This window comes from Caballeronia sp. LZ028 (assembly GCF_031451415.1).
Classification (GTDB): domain Bacteria; phylum Pseudomonadota; class Gammaproteobacteria; order Burkholderiales; family Burkholderiaceae; genus Caballeronia; species Caballeronia zhejiangensis.
This window is the reverse complement of the sequence record NZ_JARUXN010000013.1, coordinates 52,693-66,738: the sequence shown is the minus strand read 5'-3', so window position 1 is coordinate 66,738 and position 14,046 is coordinate 52,693. Positions and strand designations below refer to the sequence as shown.

At 59.4% G+C, this 14,046-nt stretch carries 14 protein-coding genes and 1 pseudogene; 5 read left to right on the top strand and 10 right to left on the bottom strand.

The genetic code is table 11. From position 1 onward, the window contains the following. Window positions 1–94: 94 nt before the first annotated feature. Together QCE58_RS31300 and QCE58_RS31295 are read right to left on the bottom strand one after the other, a co-directional pair. Complete coding sequence (locus QCE58_RS31300) at window positions 95–589, bottom strand: superinfection immunity protein (RefSeq protein WP_309780876.1); 495 nt, start codon at window positions 587–589, stop codon at window positions 95–97. 251 nt (window positions 590–840) lie between these two features. Then, window positions 841–1,437 (bottom strand): CBS domain-containing protein, encoded by a 597-nt coding sequence (locus QCE58_RS31295; RefSeq protein ID WP_309780808.1) that lies wholly within the window; start codon window positions 1,435–1,437, stop codon window positions 841–843. A 461-nt stretch (window positions 1,438–1,898) separates the two neighbouring features. Between QCE58_RS31295 and QCE58_RS31290 the strand changes: the two genes are divergently transcribed. Continuing rightward, complete coding sequence (locus tag QCE58_RS31290) at window positions 1,899–2,126, top strand: hypothetical protein (protein WP_309780806.1); 228 nt, start codon at window positions 1,899–1,901, stop codon at window positions 2,124–2,126. A gap of 115 nt (window positions 2,127–2,241) precedes the next feature. Here QCE58_RS31290 and QCE58_RS31285 read toward each other — a convergent pair. Further along, window positions 2,242–2,421: pseudogene (locus QCE58_RS31285) on the bottom strand (IS3 family transposase); the annotation flags it as partial. Window positions 2,422–2,850: 429 nt separating this feature from the next. On the opposite strand from QCE58_RS31285, the gene QCE58_RS31280 reads away from it, so the two are divergent. Together QCE58_RS31280 and QCE58_RS31270 are read left to right on the top strand one after the other, a co-directional pair. After that, entirely contained in the window at window positions 2,851–3,552 is a 702-nt protein-coding gene (locus tag QCE58_RS31280; RefSeq protein ID WP_309780804.1) for a hypothetical protein, read from the top strand. A 908-nt stretch (window positions 3,553–4,460) separates the two neighbouring features. Further along, window positions 4,461–4,739 (top strand): hypothetical protein, encoded by a 279-nt coding sequence (locus QCE58_RS31270; RefSeq protein ID WP_309780802.1) that lies wholly within the window; start codon window positions 4,461–4,463, stop codon window positions 4,737–4,739. A 134-nt stretch (window positions 4,740–4,873) separates the two neighbouring features. On the opposite strand, the gene QCE58_RS31265 is transcribed toward QCE58_RS31270, so the two are convergent. The 3 genes from QCE58_RS31265 to QCE58_RS31255 are packed head-to-tail and all read right to left on the bottom strand — an operon-like array spanning window position 4,874 to window position 5,724. Further along, complete coding sequence (locus tag QCE58_RS31265; protein ID WP_309780874.1) at window positions 4,874–5,239, bottom strand: inositol monophosphatase family protein; 366 nt, start codon at window positions 5,237–5,239, stop codon at window positions 4,874–4,876. A gap of 24 nt (window positions 5,240–5,263) precedes the next feature. Then, the gene (locus QCE58_RS31260) at window positions 5,264–5,416 is read right to left on the bottom strand and encodes a hypothetical protein (RefSeq protein WP_309780800.1); all 153 of its coding nucleotides are present in this window, start codon (window positions 5,414–5,416) and stop codon (window positions 5,264–5,266) included. Next, window positions 5,413–5,724, bottom strand: coding sequence for a hypothetical protein (locus QCE58_RS31255; RefSeq protein WP_008344874.1), 312 nt, complete (start codon window positions 5,722–5,724; stop codon window positions 5,413–5,415). The genes QCE58_RS31260 and QCE58_RS31255 overlap by 4 nt, the downstream gene beginning before the upstream one ends. A 561-nt stretch (window positions 5,725–6,285) precedes the next feature. On the opposite strand from QCE58_RS31255, the gene QCE58_RS31250 reads away from it, so the two are divergent. Both QCE58_RS31250 and QCE58_RS31245 read left to right on the top strand, forming a co-directional pair. Continuing rightward, window positions 6,286–6,918, top strand: coding sequence for an alpha/beta hydrolase family esterase (locus QCE58_RS31250; RefSeq protein WP_409014192.1), 633 nt, complete (start codon window positions 6,286–6,288; stop codon window positions 6,916–6,918). Window positions 6,919–7,177: 259 nt separating this feature from the next. Next, a complete protein-coding gene (locus QCE58_RS31245; RefSeq protein ID WP_309780797.1) occupies window positions 7,178–7,957 on the top strand; it encodes a glycosyltransferase in 780 nt (259 codons plus the stop codon). 224 nt (window positions 7,958–8,181) lie between these two features. Here QCE58_RS31245 and QCE58_RS31240 read toward each other — a convergent pair whose 3' ends face one another. The 4 genes from QCE58_RS31240 to QCE58_RS31225 all read right to left on the bottom strand — a co-directional run bounded on the left by QCE58_RS31240 (window position 8,182) and on the right by QCE58_RS31225 (window position 13,936). Next, window positions 8,182–8,547: a hypothetical protein gene (locus QCE58_RS31240; protein ID WP_309780795.1), complete on the bottom strand. Its 366-nt coding sequence runs from the start codon at window positions 8,545–8,547 to the stop codon at window positions 8,182–8,184. Window positions 8,548–8,821: 274 nt separating this feature from the next. Then, window positions 8,822–11,320, bottom strand: coding sequence for a hypothetical protein (locus QCE58_RS31235; RefSeq protein ID WP_309780793.1), 2,499 nt, complete (start codon window positions 11,318–11,320; stop codon window positions 8,822–8,824). Window positions 11,321–11,328: 8 nt separating this feature from the next. Then, window positions 11,329–13,266, bottom strand: a complete 1,938-nt coding sequence (locus tag QCE58_RS31230) for a phage integrase family protein (protein WP_309780791.1) — start codon at window positions 13,264–13,266, stop codon at window positions 11,329–11,331. Beyond that, window positions 13,259–13,936, bottom strand: a complete 678-nt coding sequence (locus QCE58_RS31225) for a hypothetical protein (protein ID WP_309780790.1) — start codon at window positions 13,934–13,936, stop codon at window positions 13,259–13,261. The genes QCE58_RS31230 and QCE58_RS31225 overlap by 8 nt, the downstream gene beginning before the upstream one ends. Between the last annotated feature and the right edge of the window lie 110 nt (window positions 13,937–14,046).

Here is a 14,046-nt window from a genome sequence, read left to right as displayed (position 1 = left end):
ACGCGCCTAGTCATGCGCCGGCGCGAGCTTTTCAGACCACGACCCTCAGCGCCCGATGCGCGATACATCGTTGTTCGCAGTCCTTGCGTCTTCCTCAATGCAAGCTTCCAGGCTTCCGAACGGCATCCCGGTTTTCTAATGAAAACGCCGCTGGGCTGAAAGCGCTTGCCCTACGATACTTTAAAAAAAGAATGACCGCGAAGTCTCGCAACATAAAAGACATTGGAGGGCTTCCGTCGATTGAAATGCGGTAAGCGCTCCAAATCCTTGCCGGGGCGCGCCATTCTCTGTGCGGCGTGTTACCGGGAGCGACTGCGAATGCGCGCGCGGGATACGAGTGAATTATCGTGGCCTTCGCCTCTACGCGCCGATTGTCCAAAACTATGTGTTTCAACCGGACCGCGCTGTCTGGGTGTGACGCCCAATAGAGCGCCGCGAACCAACCCACAATTGTCCACCCCAGTAGCACGTTGAACAATGCGAGCGGAAGTACCGAACGTCGTTTGGTCCGATCCGCGAGAATCGCAGGCAGCAGGTAGATCCCAATGACCAAGACCGCCAGTAGCACGTCTCGAAGTAAAAGTATCATCATTTTTCAACCAACCCGGCGGTGGCCTTTGCGCCACCGAGCGCGGAAAGTCAACGAGGATGCGGACACCCGAGTTATTGCGGAGAGCGAGTGGACTTTGCATTCCGTCGGACACACTGCACAGAACTTAAAATCGGAGCGCCCGCTATCAAGCCAAGTTGTCCGCTCCGCGACCGTTCTCGACTGCCGCTAAGAGGGCGCAGTCAGGCCACCCCCAAGAACTAGGAGCCCACGTGGGCAGCGTAGGTGCTTCATCGCCCGCCGCAAACGGCCAAGAGCAGGTCAGACTGAGTGAGCATCCCGACCAACGCTGCGTCATTGCGTACGACAGGAATGTGATGATGTCCGTTTGTCATGAAGCGCGGAATCACCTCGGAGATCGGTGTATCGACATCGACTGTAATAACGTCTTTTTGCATGACCGCTCGAACCCTTTGCCCTTCGTCTTCTAACTCGCCGCCCTGCCCGTCTTCGTTGAGGGCAGAGGTAATGCGAAGGTCGCGCTTAGGGGGCGAAAAATCTTCCCGCGTAACAACACCCACAAGCCGCCCTTCGCGATCGATCACCGGAAGCAGTTTAAACCCAGTCTTATCGAGTAATGCGCGCGCGTGTTGAACGGTTGCATCTGCAGTGATGGTCGTTACGGGCACGTGCATGACCTGCGCGCACGTCATGTCCAAAAGCATCCGGAAGCGTGCTTGCTGTTTCACTTGATCAAAAAGCGAATCACTCCGGCGTCTCGGATCCGGCGACGCAAAGCCTTTTCTGCTGCGCGGATCCCGGAAACGAAGACGGGATCTGGCACCGGTGAGCATCGCTCGCCATCTGGCAAAAATGAAGGTCGACATATTTACCTCGTAAAGCGTTGGCGTGTAGGCCGTTAATCGCGGCAGCTGAATCTCACCTGTGAATCGCCGGAGATTTCCAGGGTGAGCATGTAGCACGTACCTCGTAGTGTCGACACCTGCAACGAACATCGCTGTTATTCCAACTCGGTTTCGATCGCCGGTGACGCCGTGGTGTGCACCGGCAGACGAATGTCGCGTCGACTATAACGATACGATTCGGAATCGCGTCGTCACTCCGACACGGTCGGGCTAATCACCGGCGACACGACACGGGGCCTTGATCCTCTCCCCTTTTATATCATGTCGTGATATATTTATGTTGCGTCACAAAGAACAGGAGGCGGCAATGTTGATTAATAGCGATTTCGAAATCGGCTATCTGATCGTCGTTTCTGCACTGCTCCGTATCGTCCTCTTCGGCGTCTCATCTTAGATGGATTTTTCGGGCTTGGACCAGCGCGATGCAAGCTTTCGACGTTGCGGACACCGGATTCGACATTGGTTGGGATTTTGCTCGATTTGGCCGTGCATTGGACCGCGCGTCCAGCGAACCGGGTTACTGGCCGGATACCGGGCAGGTCGTGAGCATTTTCGCGTTCCGCAGCATCGCCCCGATCAATTCGTGTCCAAATGGTTGCAAATTCGGCTTAACGCATTTCGACGCCGCCGGATTTTCGACCACTATGTGACTTCTGCCTACTTACGCAGGATCGACTGCTCGGTGTGTCCGATCACACTGATCTCCATGACGCATGCCGCCTTGACCGAAACCGACTGGTCGGTCGATAGGATCAACAATAGTGGCGTTTCGGCCAGAGCGTTGTCGTACGAGTCGCCGACGGTTCCGACCGATGGCTCAACGCCAGCGTCGACCAACCGTTCGGTGTACCGAACGCTGAGATATTGCGACCCGTGATCGCTATGATGAATGAGCACGGGCGGTGGCCGGCGATCGTGTAAGGCCTTGTGAAGCGGGTCCAGCAAGCACAAGAGAATTTGCTGGTAGGTCACGGCTCCTCCGCATCGCCAGCACATTTAGCTCACGTTGTGATATATTTTTCGGGCATGGCCAGTGGCCGCGCAAATACCTCCTGTCGCCGGTGCAAATTCGTCCGCCTCAGACGCGATCGCGGCTAACGCGAGAATGTCGAGGACCGCGCCATTTGCACGCTATGTCGATGGCGTTCGGATGAAACGACCTCACGACCGAATCCCGGTGCCACCTTTGCAGGCGAGCTCGAACCTGCGGCCTATGAAGGAGAAAGTGATGTTCTGGCAAAAGAAGCTAGCTCCGTTGGCCGACAACATGTGGAAGCAAACCAATGTTCTGGCTCGCATGACGCCGTGGAATGGTCAGGCGCTCGATCTGAATACATTCCCGCGGCCACTGGTCACGCTGGCTTGGAGGAAGCGTTGCAAAGGCGCAGCCGGACAATCGACAACGCGTCATACCTCGAAGTGCGCAACCTGCGCAGCTTCAGCGGCCGTCAGCATACCTGCAACGGCGCAACGACCGAGAACCGCACAGGCATGACCGCCATGAACGCGCGCTTCGATCTTATTACCGTTGATTGCTATGTCTGCGTGATCGACCGTGACGAAGCGGGCTGTCGATCAGTGAAGAATGACATTGAGCGGATCGTCGCCGAGGACGTCACGGCACTGCTCACACCTGAGCGACGCCTCGTGTATCGAGACAGCCAGGGTGACTGGGGCGAAGTTCTGCTGACCTATCGGGATGGTACGCCGCACTTCGGCGGCTTTTGCCCGCTGTCGCCTGAGTCGGATCTGCGCAAAGCGCTCGACATGCTAACGCCTGCGTTCGTCGGCGCTCCGTCCGACGATGACCTTCTCACGATGGGATACCGCCGACCGTTCAAGCTGCTAGACGATGGTCGAATCGCAGCGATCCTAACGCATCACGACAGCCAGCATGCGCTCGCCGCGGGTATCCACGCCTTTGGGCATGACGATGCGTACTATTTCGAGACCTATGAGTCCGCGGCGAGCGCCCTGAAACAATGGAACGGTATCGGCGATCCGGAGGGCTGGTTCCTTCATCCGCGGTCGGGACGGCGGCCCGAGGACGACGACCCGGCCAACGAAATACTCTGAACCCTAACCCCGTTCGCGAAGTCGAACCAGAACGAAGCGCAGTGCCACTTAGACCGCAACCGTTCATAAGCTCGCCGACAATCTCCGCGGCGACACCGACGAATCGTCGATCGGCTTGCCGGCCGCACCGGCGCTCGCGCACACCGTGGTCATAGATGCGGCGCTGGCGTTGCATCCGGACGTGAAGCGCTCCCGGTGCGCGCTGCTTACTCGGCGACCGCGGTCTCCGATATCGCGCTGATGAAGCCGCGCGCCGTTCAACTGAACATTCCCGACTCCCTAGCCATGACCATCCCGACCGTCGACCCGTCGCGCGGCGTCGCGGTCGTGCCGCACTCGTGGCCTCGCGGGCGTGCTCGCCGTGCTGCGGGAACGCCGCCCCGCCGTTGAAGCGATGATCGCCGCCGCCGCGACCATCGCGGTCGTCTATCGGCGACGGCTTCTTGCTGGTCTGGCCGCTGGGCGCCGAACCCGTCGGCATTGAGGCGTCCAGCGCGGCTGCGTCGAGGGCGACGATCGAGCGGTATCCCTCGCTCGGGCTAAATCGAATTCCGCATCGCGGGCTGCTTGCCGCGAATACGGTCGGGCGCACAGCGTCGGCCTGGCACGCGGCGTTCGAGTGGTCGCATACGATGTCACGCCTTCCATTGGTCACTCGAGGCCTTTGCCGTCACACTCGCCTCCACAGTTGAACCCCAGGGCTGCAAACATCAAAACCGGTGTTGCGCTTCAAGCTTGGAAACGACTCCGGATTTGTCAGAGCACCTTCCGGCAAACCCGCCGAGCCTCATTCGTTGGAGGCGTGCCACATCATTATGTTGCCAAGAATAGCCGAGTTGCGCCAACGCAAGGGGATTCGCCCTAGTAGCAGGGCGAAACGCGGCAGGTAAATATGGAGTGGTCCCTACATGGACTCGATTATGCGCGGCTTCTATCAAGAAACCCTCAGTCAATTGGCCGACCGCTGGACTGTTTTGATGACCGAGTTAAATCGATACAGCGCAGGCCCTTATCCACAATTACTTTGCATAGACGTGCTTCGACTCATCCGAGAGGTGGAACGGGTCCTAATTCCCGATTCGTTCGAACAGGACATTCTCATCACGGCCCGTAAGTTGGCTGAACACGCGGACGCCAAGATAGCGATGTTCAAAGTGCATGAGGTTTTGAGTGGCCGACTGCGGTGAACCGGCGAGTAGCGACAAAGAAACGCCCGCTGACAGGAGCGGGCGAATAGCAGATACGCGGGAATAGAACTACGCAACAACACACGTCACCCCGGACGTATTTCTAGCTTAGTCCTTGTCTTGCGGTTTGCAATCTAAAACCTCCCCGCCAGAAAATATATTGCGCTTGTTAGATGGATGGCTGAACACGTGCTGCGCCCAGCCAAGGCATCAGTAGCGTGGTGCCACCTCGCCCTTTCGTGGGTGCCAAGATCCTCCAGTGGCTCACACTGCGACCTCCACCTAACGTTATCGAGTGCCGAGACTGACGGGAGGATTGTCATGCCGACGTTGCCGGAAAAAGAGCGACTTGTGTGATTGACGCCGCCGATCCATCGTTCGCGCATGGCCGAGACCTCAATCATGCCGCACACCGGCCGTCGATTCTCTAGCACCGCGACGAGCGTCCCGAATAGAGGCAGGCCCGTCACGAAGCTCTTCGTGCCATCGATCGGATCAATGACCCAAGTCGCCGGCGCAGGGCTCTAATCGACAGTAACGATGAAGCAGTCATCCAGCCGTTCAACATTGGTCGGACCGAATTGTGCGGCATGATCCGTCCTCAGCTTGAACGCCATCGACGTCCCCGCCGCTTCGACAGTTGGTTTCATGCCACTGACGGGGTCATAGCCATTCATGCGCCACGCCTTCCGCGCGCCGATAGGCTTCCTCGAAGCATCCAGGTGCTTCCCGCGGGGTGACGGTCGTGCCACTCTTCAACGGTCCAGCCCGGCGCGGGCAGCGGCTCGTGATCGATCTGTGCCATACCGTACTGGAAGGCAAACCGCAGCGCCTCGATGGGGCAGGGAAAGTCGCCAAGGACACCGGTGGTCTGCCGTTGACCATCGGGCGAGAGGATGGCGAGCTCAAGGGAATACATTCCGTCGTCTTCGGCAAGCCCCGGCGCAAGGACGCATCCTTTATAACGCATTTCGGGCCATTGCATGATGCGAGTCCTGAGCGAACGGTACGGCAACTGCCACATGCTTGCTACTAGGCGTCGCGCGCCCCGTTTGCCGGACTTGTAGTCCCTCGTCAGCGGCTAATCAACGCGAAGAACAAGCCTGGAGACACACGGCAGGTACTGGTGCTCCGGCTCACATAACGAAGCGCGCTGCGTTGCCGAACCGGGATATCGGCAAGACAGTTGCGCAGAACATTCGGCCGCCCGGCAAATCGTCGAGAGTGCCATGGTTATCCGCGTCGCCGTCCCGCCACCTTACTGCTCGGTTACGCGTGGAATTCGCGCTCGGGCAGTCGTGGAATACCTGCTCGGTTTGCCGTGGAATCGGCGCTCGCTTTGCTGTGGAATCCGTGCTCGGTTTGCCGTGGAATCAGCGTTCGGTTTGGCGTGGAATACGCAGTCTAGGACGACTACGTGCGGTTCCCATGATTCTGGAATGGCAAGAGCTGCCGAACCACCGAGGGCAACGCGTGCGCGACAGCCATAGGCTATCAAGGCCGCAGCAAGCGCCTCTGCGACGGCTGCGTCGTCATCGTTGGCAGATTGGTCCTTTTCCGATCTTTCTCCCGCACAAATCGACGCGATCGAGGAGGTAGCGCAGTCAGAGCGGCCAGGCCCTTGGCTGCGCCTCCTCTTGAGCGACGCATACAGCCCGCCGCGAACGGTCCTCAATGGTTGGACCATTCCTTCTCACGCGGCGACCAGAGCCACCGGTACAGGCTCTATGTCCCGAGTGTCTATCAAGGCCAGCCGCTGCCGATGATAGTCATGCTGCACGGCGCGCAACAAGACCCGGAGGACATCGCGGCCGGTACGGAAATGAACGAAGCCGCAGAGGCGCACGGCTATATCGTCGCCTATCCAGAGCAGTCAGAGAACACGAATCTGCTTAAATGTTGGCACTGGTTCCGTGCCGGCGACCAGTCGCGTGAGACCGGCGAAACCTCGATGATCGCGGCCCTAACTCGAGAGGTCGTTTCGGACTACAACGCAGATCCTAGTCGCGTGTTCGTTGCGGGCATGTCGGCGGGCGGTGCCATGGCGGTCAATCTCGCCGTCCCCCGCGAAAACGGACTTTCGGTTGGCGAGCAATGGCTTGTGCACGGCTTGGGCCACGCCTGGCCTGGCGGGACCCACAAAGGACATACTCCCATCCGCGCGGACCGCGCGCAATGAGCGAAATCCGACCGGTTTGTTTCGCCGTGTCGCCATCGCTTGGAAAGCGCGCGCCACCGCATTCGTCCGGCACTCGACGACATCGGTTCAAACGAACCGCCCGGCGCCGCTTAGGTGCACTGGGATAGGCAAGCTAGTCGGGTACGTGCTTTGCGTTAGCGCTCAGATCTCGAGTGGTTGTCGATCGCCGGGCATCCAGCGACGGCGTTGACAAGCAGGCCAGACCGAGACTGAACCTTCTAGCGGGCGCCCAAACAACATGATTACCGTAATCATTCCGGCTCATAATGAGGCTGATGTTATCGCCCCGTGTGTACGTTCAGTACGCGCGGCCTCAGAGCATCCGCAGCTGAAGGGTGAAAAGGTATTGGTGATCGTCGTAGCGGATGCTTGCACGGACTGCACAGAGGCGCTTGCCGCGGCGGCAGGTGCGTTGGTAATCAGCATCTTCAAGCGCAACGTTGGCAGTGCGCGAGCGCTGGGGGCCGAATTGGCTATCGCTCATGGCGCTCGTTGGCTCGCTTTTACCGACGCTGACACGGCGGTGCCGCCGAATTGGCTGAGCGCACAATTGCAGTGCGACGCCGATGCAGTATGTGGCGTAATCGATGTCGTCGACTGGACCGAGCACTCTGAAGATGTGCGCGCCGATTTCTACAGCACTTATCGCGATTTCGACGGTCACCGCCACATCCACGGCGCAAATCTTGGTTGCTCGGTCGCAGCCTACACGAAGGCCGGCGGGTTCCAGTCCCTGGCCTATGACGAAGATGTGGCGCTCGTCGATGCACTTGTCGCAACGAATGCCACGATCGCCTGGAGCAATCTAGTCAGGGTGGTAACAAGCGCGCGCCTCGACTCGCGCACGCTTCGGGGCTTTGGCGCAACATTGCGGGCCGTATCGCTGCGGCTCAGTGAGCCCGCCCCTGTCGTCGGTCCAAATCGCACTGGAGATAACCGAGTACCGTGTCCTAGTCGTCGGAAGGGCGATGCGCACGAAAGCGCGACGCTGCGCAGCCCGGTACAGGCGGCGCCGTAGCCGACCATCGCGAGATTGTGGTCGCGCGTAGCCAACTATCGTCGGTTGTCACTCGACCGAGTTGCAGTGACACGATCGATTACTCCCAACGTTGGCATTGATTCGGTCGCTGTATTGGCTCTGGACGAGACGGTAATAGGCATCCCCCAGGTGTGGAATCGCACGGCGCCTACCCGCGCGCGTTTGCATCGGTCTCTGCCATTGCCGCGGTCGCCATCGATGAGTCACGACACAGCTTGCTTTCTAGAGCTGACCGCGCTCTTTGTCCCGCGAAGTCGTTCGGTCGTACCCTCTGGTATCAGGCCGTCTTCGCTGCTAGCGATCGAAGTCGCTGGACGTCCCGACAGCGCGGAGATCATTCGGCTCTTATACGTGTCCGGATGGACGTTGGCTATCACGGGAGGTGCGGTTACAACCAATGGGCCGGACTTGAGCAACCCCCGCACGTCGCTGGTAGCGACATGATCGAAGTTGAATCCAGGATATTCCGAGTAGTCGCGACATTCGAGGTATTCGACGATCGCGCTTCGAATGAACCATAGCGGAACTTCAAATTCGTCGCACATCGTCTTCAAGTCTTCATTGTCCATCGTATTGTCTTCCCTTATCTCGGAGAGGTTTCTTTGAAGCGGCTACTGGCAGCTCACCATGTCGAAGCCAGCGCGTTTATGGCATAAGCTTCATCGCGATTGGCAAAAGCGAGCGGACCGTGCTCTTTGGGTCGGCACTTAAACATACAAGTCGAAGTTTCTGTCGAACGTCTCGGCTGGGAGTTGCTCAAGGCCCCAATAGACCCAGGCAATTGGAAGAGATGAGCCGAAAGGTTGATAGTGTCGAAGGAGAATCCGTTAGCGCGTCCTTGTGTCAAAGATATGAGGATGGTTCGTCATCCCAACCGGCTACGATCATCTGGACGGCAATGCTTTCGGGTAACAGCTCGCGAAGTTGCGCAAGCTTATCCGGCATCACCGACCGTTCGTCAGAGAGCACGGCCAATACAGCCATGTCAACCTGGAGATCGACAGCCGCTTCTGCGAGGTCTTTGATATCGGAAGGCGCAATTAATTCTGCGCGCGCTTTGGCTTCGCCTATAATGAACCTCCCGTCGCTGATGCACAGAATGTCGAGTTCGCGACTAGGAGACCCGCCTTGCTCTTCGGGATACTTTTTGAAGATCGACGTCTGTGGGGCGAATGTGAAGAAGAGCTTCGACTGTCTTCGGATCGAAGCCAGAATGCAAGCTACCGTAAACGTGTCATGTTCACGCAGACAGGTAGCGAGGAACTCGTTAAGCCGAAAGTCCATCGCGACGTCGACTGGAAGGCGATGTACCGCTTCGCACACTTCGCAAGACATTTCGTCATCGAGCGAACGCAAATTCGTCCAGTTGCGGTGTGAGCAAGTTCTACAAACCCACTCGTGACCGCGATAGAAGATCCGTTGGCCGACGAGAAAAGCAAGCGACCTTTTCAATTCGTTGGAGGCGTCGCGTACGATCTCATCGGCCTGACGCCTGAGATGCTCATCCGCTTCGATTGCTTCGTTAAGCTCTTCTTCCCATTGCTTCAACAGCCAATCAAACCTCGTCCGGAGCCGAGGCACTTTTAACCGGCTTGCGTTCTGGATAACGCATTCCGCCAATCGCGCCCACCCTTCATCGTTCTCAATGACAAGCAAACCTGCTTTAGCTTTGAGCCTTTTCTGCAAAAGAGTCTTCACTTCAGCGCGTTGATCCGTTGCGGGGGCGGCCATGCCATACAACTGGCGTCGCCAAAAGCGCGTGTTCATCACGCTCTCTACGTTGTATAACGAGCCGAACATTCCGAGTAGGCCTGCAAGGTAGCGACCTTTGTCAGACGGCTCGGCGTATCTGTACGTAGCAACCTTGTCTCGCTCGAAGAGTATGTCGCTGGGTTCTCGGTATCCGGGATCTGTGATGAGGCAGTGAAAGAAGCTTTCGTCATCGGGCTGCGTGATCTCGATCAGCGCGGCGTCCGCGCTGACCGGAACCGAAAGGTCGTTGGACGAGAGAATCCGCGAGCGCTCTACTCGAACAAATTGCCGGATCAGTTGGCGTCGCAACGGGATCTTCCAAGCTTCGCGAATGTTCGAGAAACGACCGTGATCGTTCAGTTTGTCTATCACCAGATCAACATACCAGTTGCCCTGCGAGAAAGCGGGATGCTTTCCAGCGCAGTACCGCAAATGATGCGGGACTGGAGCGTTGATAACCGCGGGGGCTTCACGCGCGAGCACTTCTGTCGCGATCGACGCTGGCAGCATTGTGTTGTAGGTTTTATTAAAGCTCGATGATTGTTCCGGGCAACAGTCGTCAAGAGTGCCCACTCTCTCGAACGTCACGACGGACCGCGCTTGCTGTTGGGTTCGAGTAATAAAGTCGGTCAGTACGTTAGCGTCCAGCGAGTACGACCGAACCGCTATTTTTGATGGTCCAGAGTTGCTACCCAGCCAGTTAACAGCACGAAGAAACTCAGCTACTCGTTCCGCGCTTTCCGGATCGTCCAGGACGGTCGACGGAACTCGCAAAGTTTTGTAACGTTGGCTCGTGGCATCGTCGAATAGCAGGCCTGCATTCCAGCAAACAATCCTGTCCTCAAGGCTGTCGCCGATCACCAGGCAAAACTTGTCACGCCAAGGATGATCATGTGTGAATCGCTGACAGTTCAGGTTGGACATCTGGGCCAGCGTTGCGACACCGCGGTGGGCGATGCGCGTCAGTGCGCTATATGCATCGGAGATCTCTTCGGCGTCGACGACACCAAAGCGCCACCGATTTTCTGGCGGATTCTCTGGCGTCAAGATAAGCGGACGTACGCCAATGTGCTCGTGCATCGGATATCGCGGAATGCTGCCGTGGAGCGTGCCGAAATTGTCCTTTATGAGGCCGTCATCGGGCCACGCGGGGTATTGATCCAAAATCCGCTCGACTGCGTGTTGCTGCATTCCCGATACGGTTTGAAAGAACGGAATCCAGGAGAGCGATGTGAGTGCCATGCCCTCGCCACGGACACGCGGGAAGTCTTCGACCTTTCCACGGACACGCGTTCGTTGCTCAAAGACGCAGTCGCCCAGGACCGCGCTCAAGGTCTGTGCGACCTCACGATTTTGGTAGGTCAACAGGACTACACAATCTGGGTCGATTGCTTTGATCCATGCAAGATAGCGCTCTGAAATCACGCTGTTGCCGTAGGGAACGATCAGCGAATGGCGACCTCCGTGGCGGGAGAAGCATTCAGCGAAGATCGAATCGAGCCACCGGTGCGAGTCGTCACCGTGTTCAAGCACGTATGCGATGCGCATCGGACGCTCGACGGCGCGAATCTTGGGTTCAGGCTTGTTCATTCTATTTTCTACGGTCGTGTTGGATTTGACGCAAGCCGCGCATAATATCCGGCGAGTTCCTCAAGTACGCGCTGCTTCTCGGCCTGTACATAGATCGTCGTCGTCTGCAGCGACGCGTGGCCCAACACCTTCTGTACGACATCGACTGGGACCTCGTCCGCGACCGACTGCGTGCCGAACGTGTGTCGGAAGGCATGTGCGTTTGCCCGGCCGAGCCGCATCCGGTCACCCAGGTCCAACGCGTCCATCGTCTCAACAAGTTCATTCAACATTCGGCCGATCAGCCGGTTCAGCGCGTCTGCCGTATAACCCGCTTCGGATACGGGGAGCGCATCACAGCCCTCCGCTTTCCGATGTCTTCGACGCGCAGCGTCGGTCCACGGAATGATGACTGGCGCAACTAGTGGGCCGCTCGGTGCGCTATCGCCATCGACTACATCAAATGATTTTCGTCTATCTGCCCAGTGCGCGTGCAAGGCGTCGAGCGTCGCGGGGCTCACCGGCACGATCCGCTCACGCAATCTCTTGCCGACAACGGTCAGTTCCCACACCGGCCGCTCGAGCGTCCCGTAGAACGACGGGCTCAGATCCTCGCGTCGGGCCTTCGCGACCTCTTCGCGGCGCAGACCCGAATCTCCCATCAACAGAATCGCCGCGCGGACCGCCCGCCATTGCGTCGCGCCAGCTTCCTTTGATCGCACATCGAGTTCATTTCGCAGCTTGTGCCACAGATCGGCGGGCAATGCGCACTCGATTTTCATCGCGCTCGCGCGTTTGATCACGACCGGATCGTTGACCGCCCTCCACGGGTTGCCCGCCAGATAGCGCACGTCGACGAGCCACGCGAACGCGCCGCGCAGGACCCGGATCGCATAGCGCTGCGAATCAGCTGAGAGCACCGCGGAGCCGTCCGCAGTTACAGCGAACGGTCGCCACCGCGGCGAATGCCGCGCAAACCGCTCACCCACAAAACGTGGATCGGTTTTTTTCAGGAACTCCTTGTAGGCCTCGCAGTCATCCACGCGCAGGTCGCTCAGCGCCTTACCGCGCAGGACCACCGCCCACAACAAAAAACGCTCGAGTTCCTTGGTGTAGGCGCGCAGCGTTTTTGGCTGATCGCGAAAGCGGTTCAGATACGCCCGCACCGCATCGAGATCGTGATTGGCCTGGATGTAGCAGAACGCCGACAAGCGGTTCTCGCCATGTGCGCCGGACAGTGCGTGCGGCACCGACAACCGTTCGAGCGGCGCGAGTGTGAGCCGCTTCTTCTCCCAACTCGCCCCGCCATCTATATGCGACTCGGGCACCACCTCGACGACTTCATCGGTCGCCAGCGGCACGCCGTCGCGCTCCTCCGAGTCGATGTCGATCTCGACCGTCAGCTGCAGCGACGCCTGCTGTTTGCACAGCCAGCTCACGATCGCGCGGGCGCGGCCGCGACCAATGCGCGGAATCGACCGCCACCAGCTCGGGCCGCGCCGGTTGCAGAACGCGACCAGCTCACCGAGCGTGGCGATGCCCTCCCCAGTCAGCCGGCGCGCGAGGCGCGGCCGCAGCCAGGCGCCGATCGCGTGATCCGGGTGGGGTGCCGCCGCGGCCAGCTGCGCCGCCTCGGTGACCATGCGGAACGTGACGGCGGTGAGCTTCGGCTGCCCATGCTGCCGGATCGACGCGCGCAAGTGCTCCGGCAGCGCGGTCGAGCCGTGTGCGAGCGCGAGCTGCACCAGCGTGTCGAGCATGCCGGTCAGGTATCGCTCCATCGCGCCGGGCGTCGCCGCGTGCGGGTCCTCGTCCGGGTCGTAGTAGGTGCGCGCGATGATCGCGGGTTGAATACGCTGCATGTAGGCGCGCAGCGCCGTGAAATCCTTGGTCGTGAAGCCGCGCGGGATGTCGACCGTTTCGCCCGAGGCGACGGTTTTCTCGGATCGGGGTCGGCGCTCAGCCATGGCCGCCCTCCTCGCCTTCGTCGTCCTCTCGGCCGTGTTCGTCGTCTTCGTCTCGATCGTTCGACGCGGGCGGCGTCGGTTCTCGGTCCGAGGGTCGCACCTGCACGCCGATCCGGCCTAGTGCCGCGTGCGTCTCGGCGAGGAACACCTCGGGCCAAGTCGCGCACAGGAACTCGAAGGCCACGCGCGCGTCGCGCAGCACCTCGGCCTGTCGCGTGTTCTCCGCCGTGCGCGCAGTCACGTCGAAGTCAGTTTCGGCGCGTGCGCCATACATCACCCGCTGCACCAGCGCGACCGCCCCGTCATCGGCGATGCAGTCGAGCACCGGGAGAAAGCGCGTCTCTTTATATAAAGCGGCGCCGTAAGTCTCGGCGAGCGCGATCACGACCGCGAGTTCCATGCGCGTCGGCCTGAGCGGCAAGCCTCGCGGCAGCGATGGCACCGCGTGGTGGTGGGCCGTGAGCCCCGCGGCCGCGGCGGTGCGCTTGAGCGTGATCGCCTCGTCGACTTTGAGCACGACGCGCGCGACCGCGACGCTGGGCGCCTCGGTCGGCCAGGGGTGCGAATCGTCGTGATTCGGGTCGGGATCGTGATGACGATCGGCGTCGGGCGGCCCGCGCCGCGCGCGCTCGCCGTTTTCCTCGTCATTCCCCTGAAACCCTTGTGCCACGGGCCCTCCCCTCTCGCGCGTTTTCGAACAAGGCCGATTTTACCCCTGAAACGCAATCCCGATAATAGACATTATCAGGCATCCTAAGCAATCTAAAAAGACGGTCACGC

Excerpts from the sequence above, each read along its gene's own strand:
- QCE58_RS31300 (WP_309780876.1), bottom strand. The coding sequence starts at position 589 with ATGATACTTTTACTTCGAGACGTGCTACTGGCGGTCTTGGTCATTGGG.
- QCE58_RS31295 (WP_309780808.1), bottom strand. The coding sequence starts at position 1,437 with ATGTCGACCTTCATTTTTGCCAGATGGCGAGCGATGCTCACCGGTGCC.
- QCE58_RS31290 (WP_309780806.1), top strand. The coding sequence starts at position 1,899 with ATGCAAGCTTTCGACGTTGCGGACACCGGATTCGACATTGGTTGGGAT.
- QCE58_RS31270 (WP_309780802.1), top strand. The coding sequence starts at position 4,461 with ATGGACTCGATTATGCGCGGCTTCTATCAAGAAACCCTCAGTCAATTG.
- QCE58_RS31260 (WP_309780800.1), bottom strand. The coding sequence starts at position 5,416 with ATGAATGGCTATGACCCCGTCAGTGGCATGAAACCAACTGTCGAAGCG.
- QCE58_RS31255 (WP_008344874.1), bottom strand. The coding sequence starts at position 5,724 with ATGCAATGGCCCGAAATGCGTTATAAAGGATGCGTCCTTGCGCCGGGG.
- QCE58_RS31245 (WP_309780797.1), top strand. The coding sequence starts at position 7,178 with ATGATTACCGTAATCATTCCGGCTCATAATGAGGCTGATGTTATCGCC.
- QCE58_RS31240 (WP_309780795.1), bottom strand. The coding sequence starts at position 8,547 with ATGGACAATGAAGACTTGAAGACGATGTGCGACGAATTTGAAGTTCCG.
- QCE58_RS31235 (WP_309780793.1), bottom strand. The coding sequence starts at position 11,320 with ATGAACAAGCCTGAACCCAAGATTCGCGCCGTCGAGCGTCCGATGCGC.
- QCE58_RS31230 (WP_309780791.1), bottom strand. The coding sequence starts at position 13,266 with ATGGCTGAGCGCCGACCCCGATCCGAGAAAACCGTCGCCTCGGGCGAA.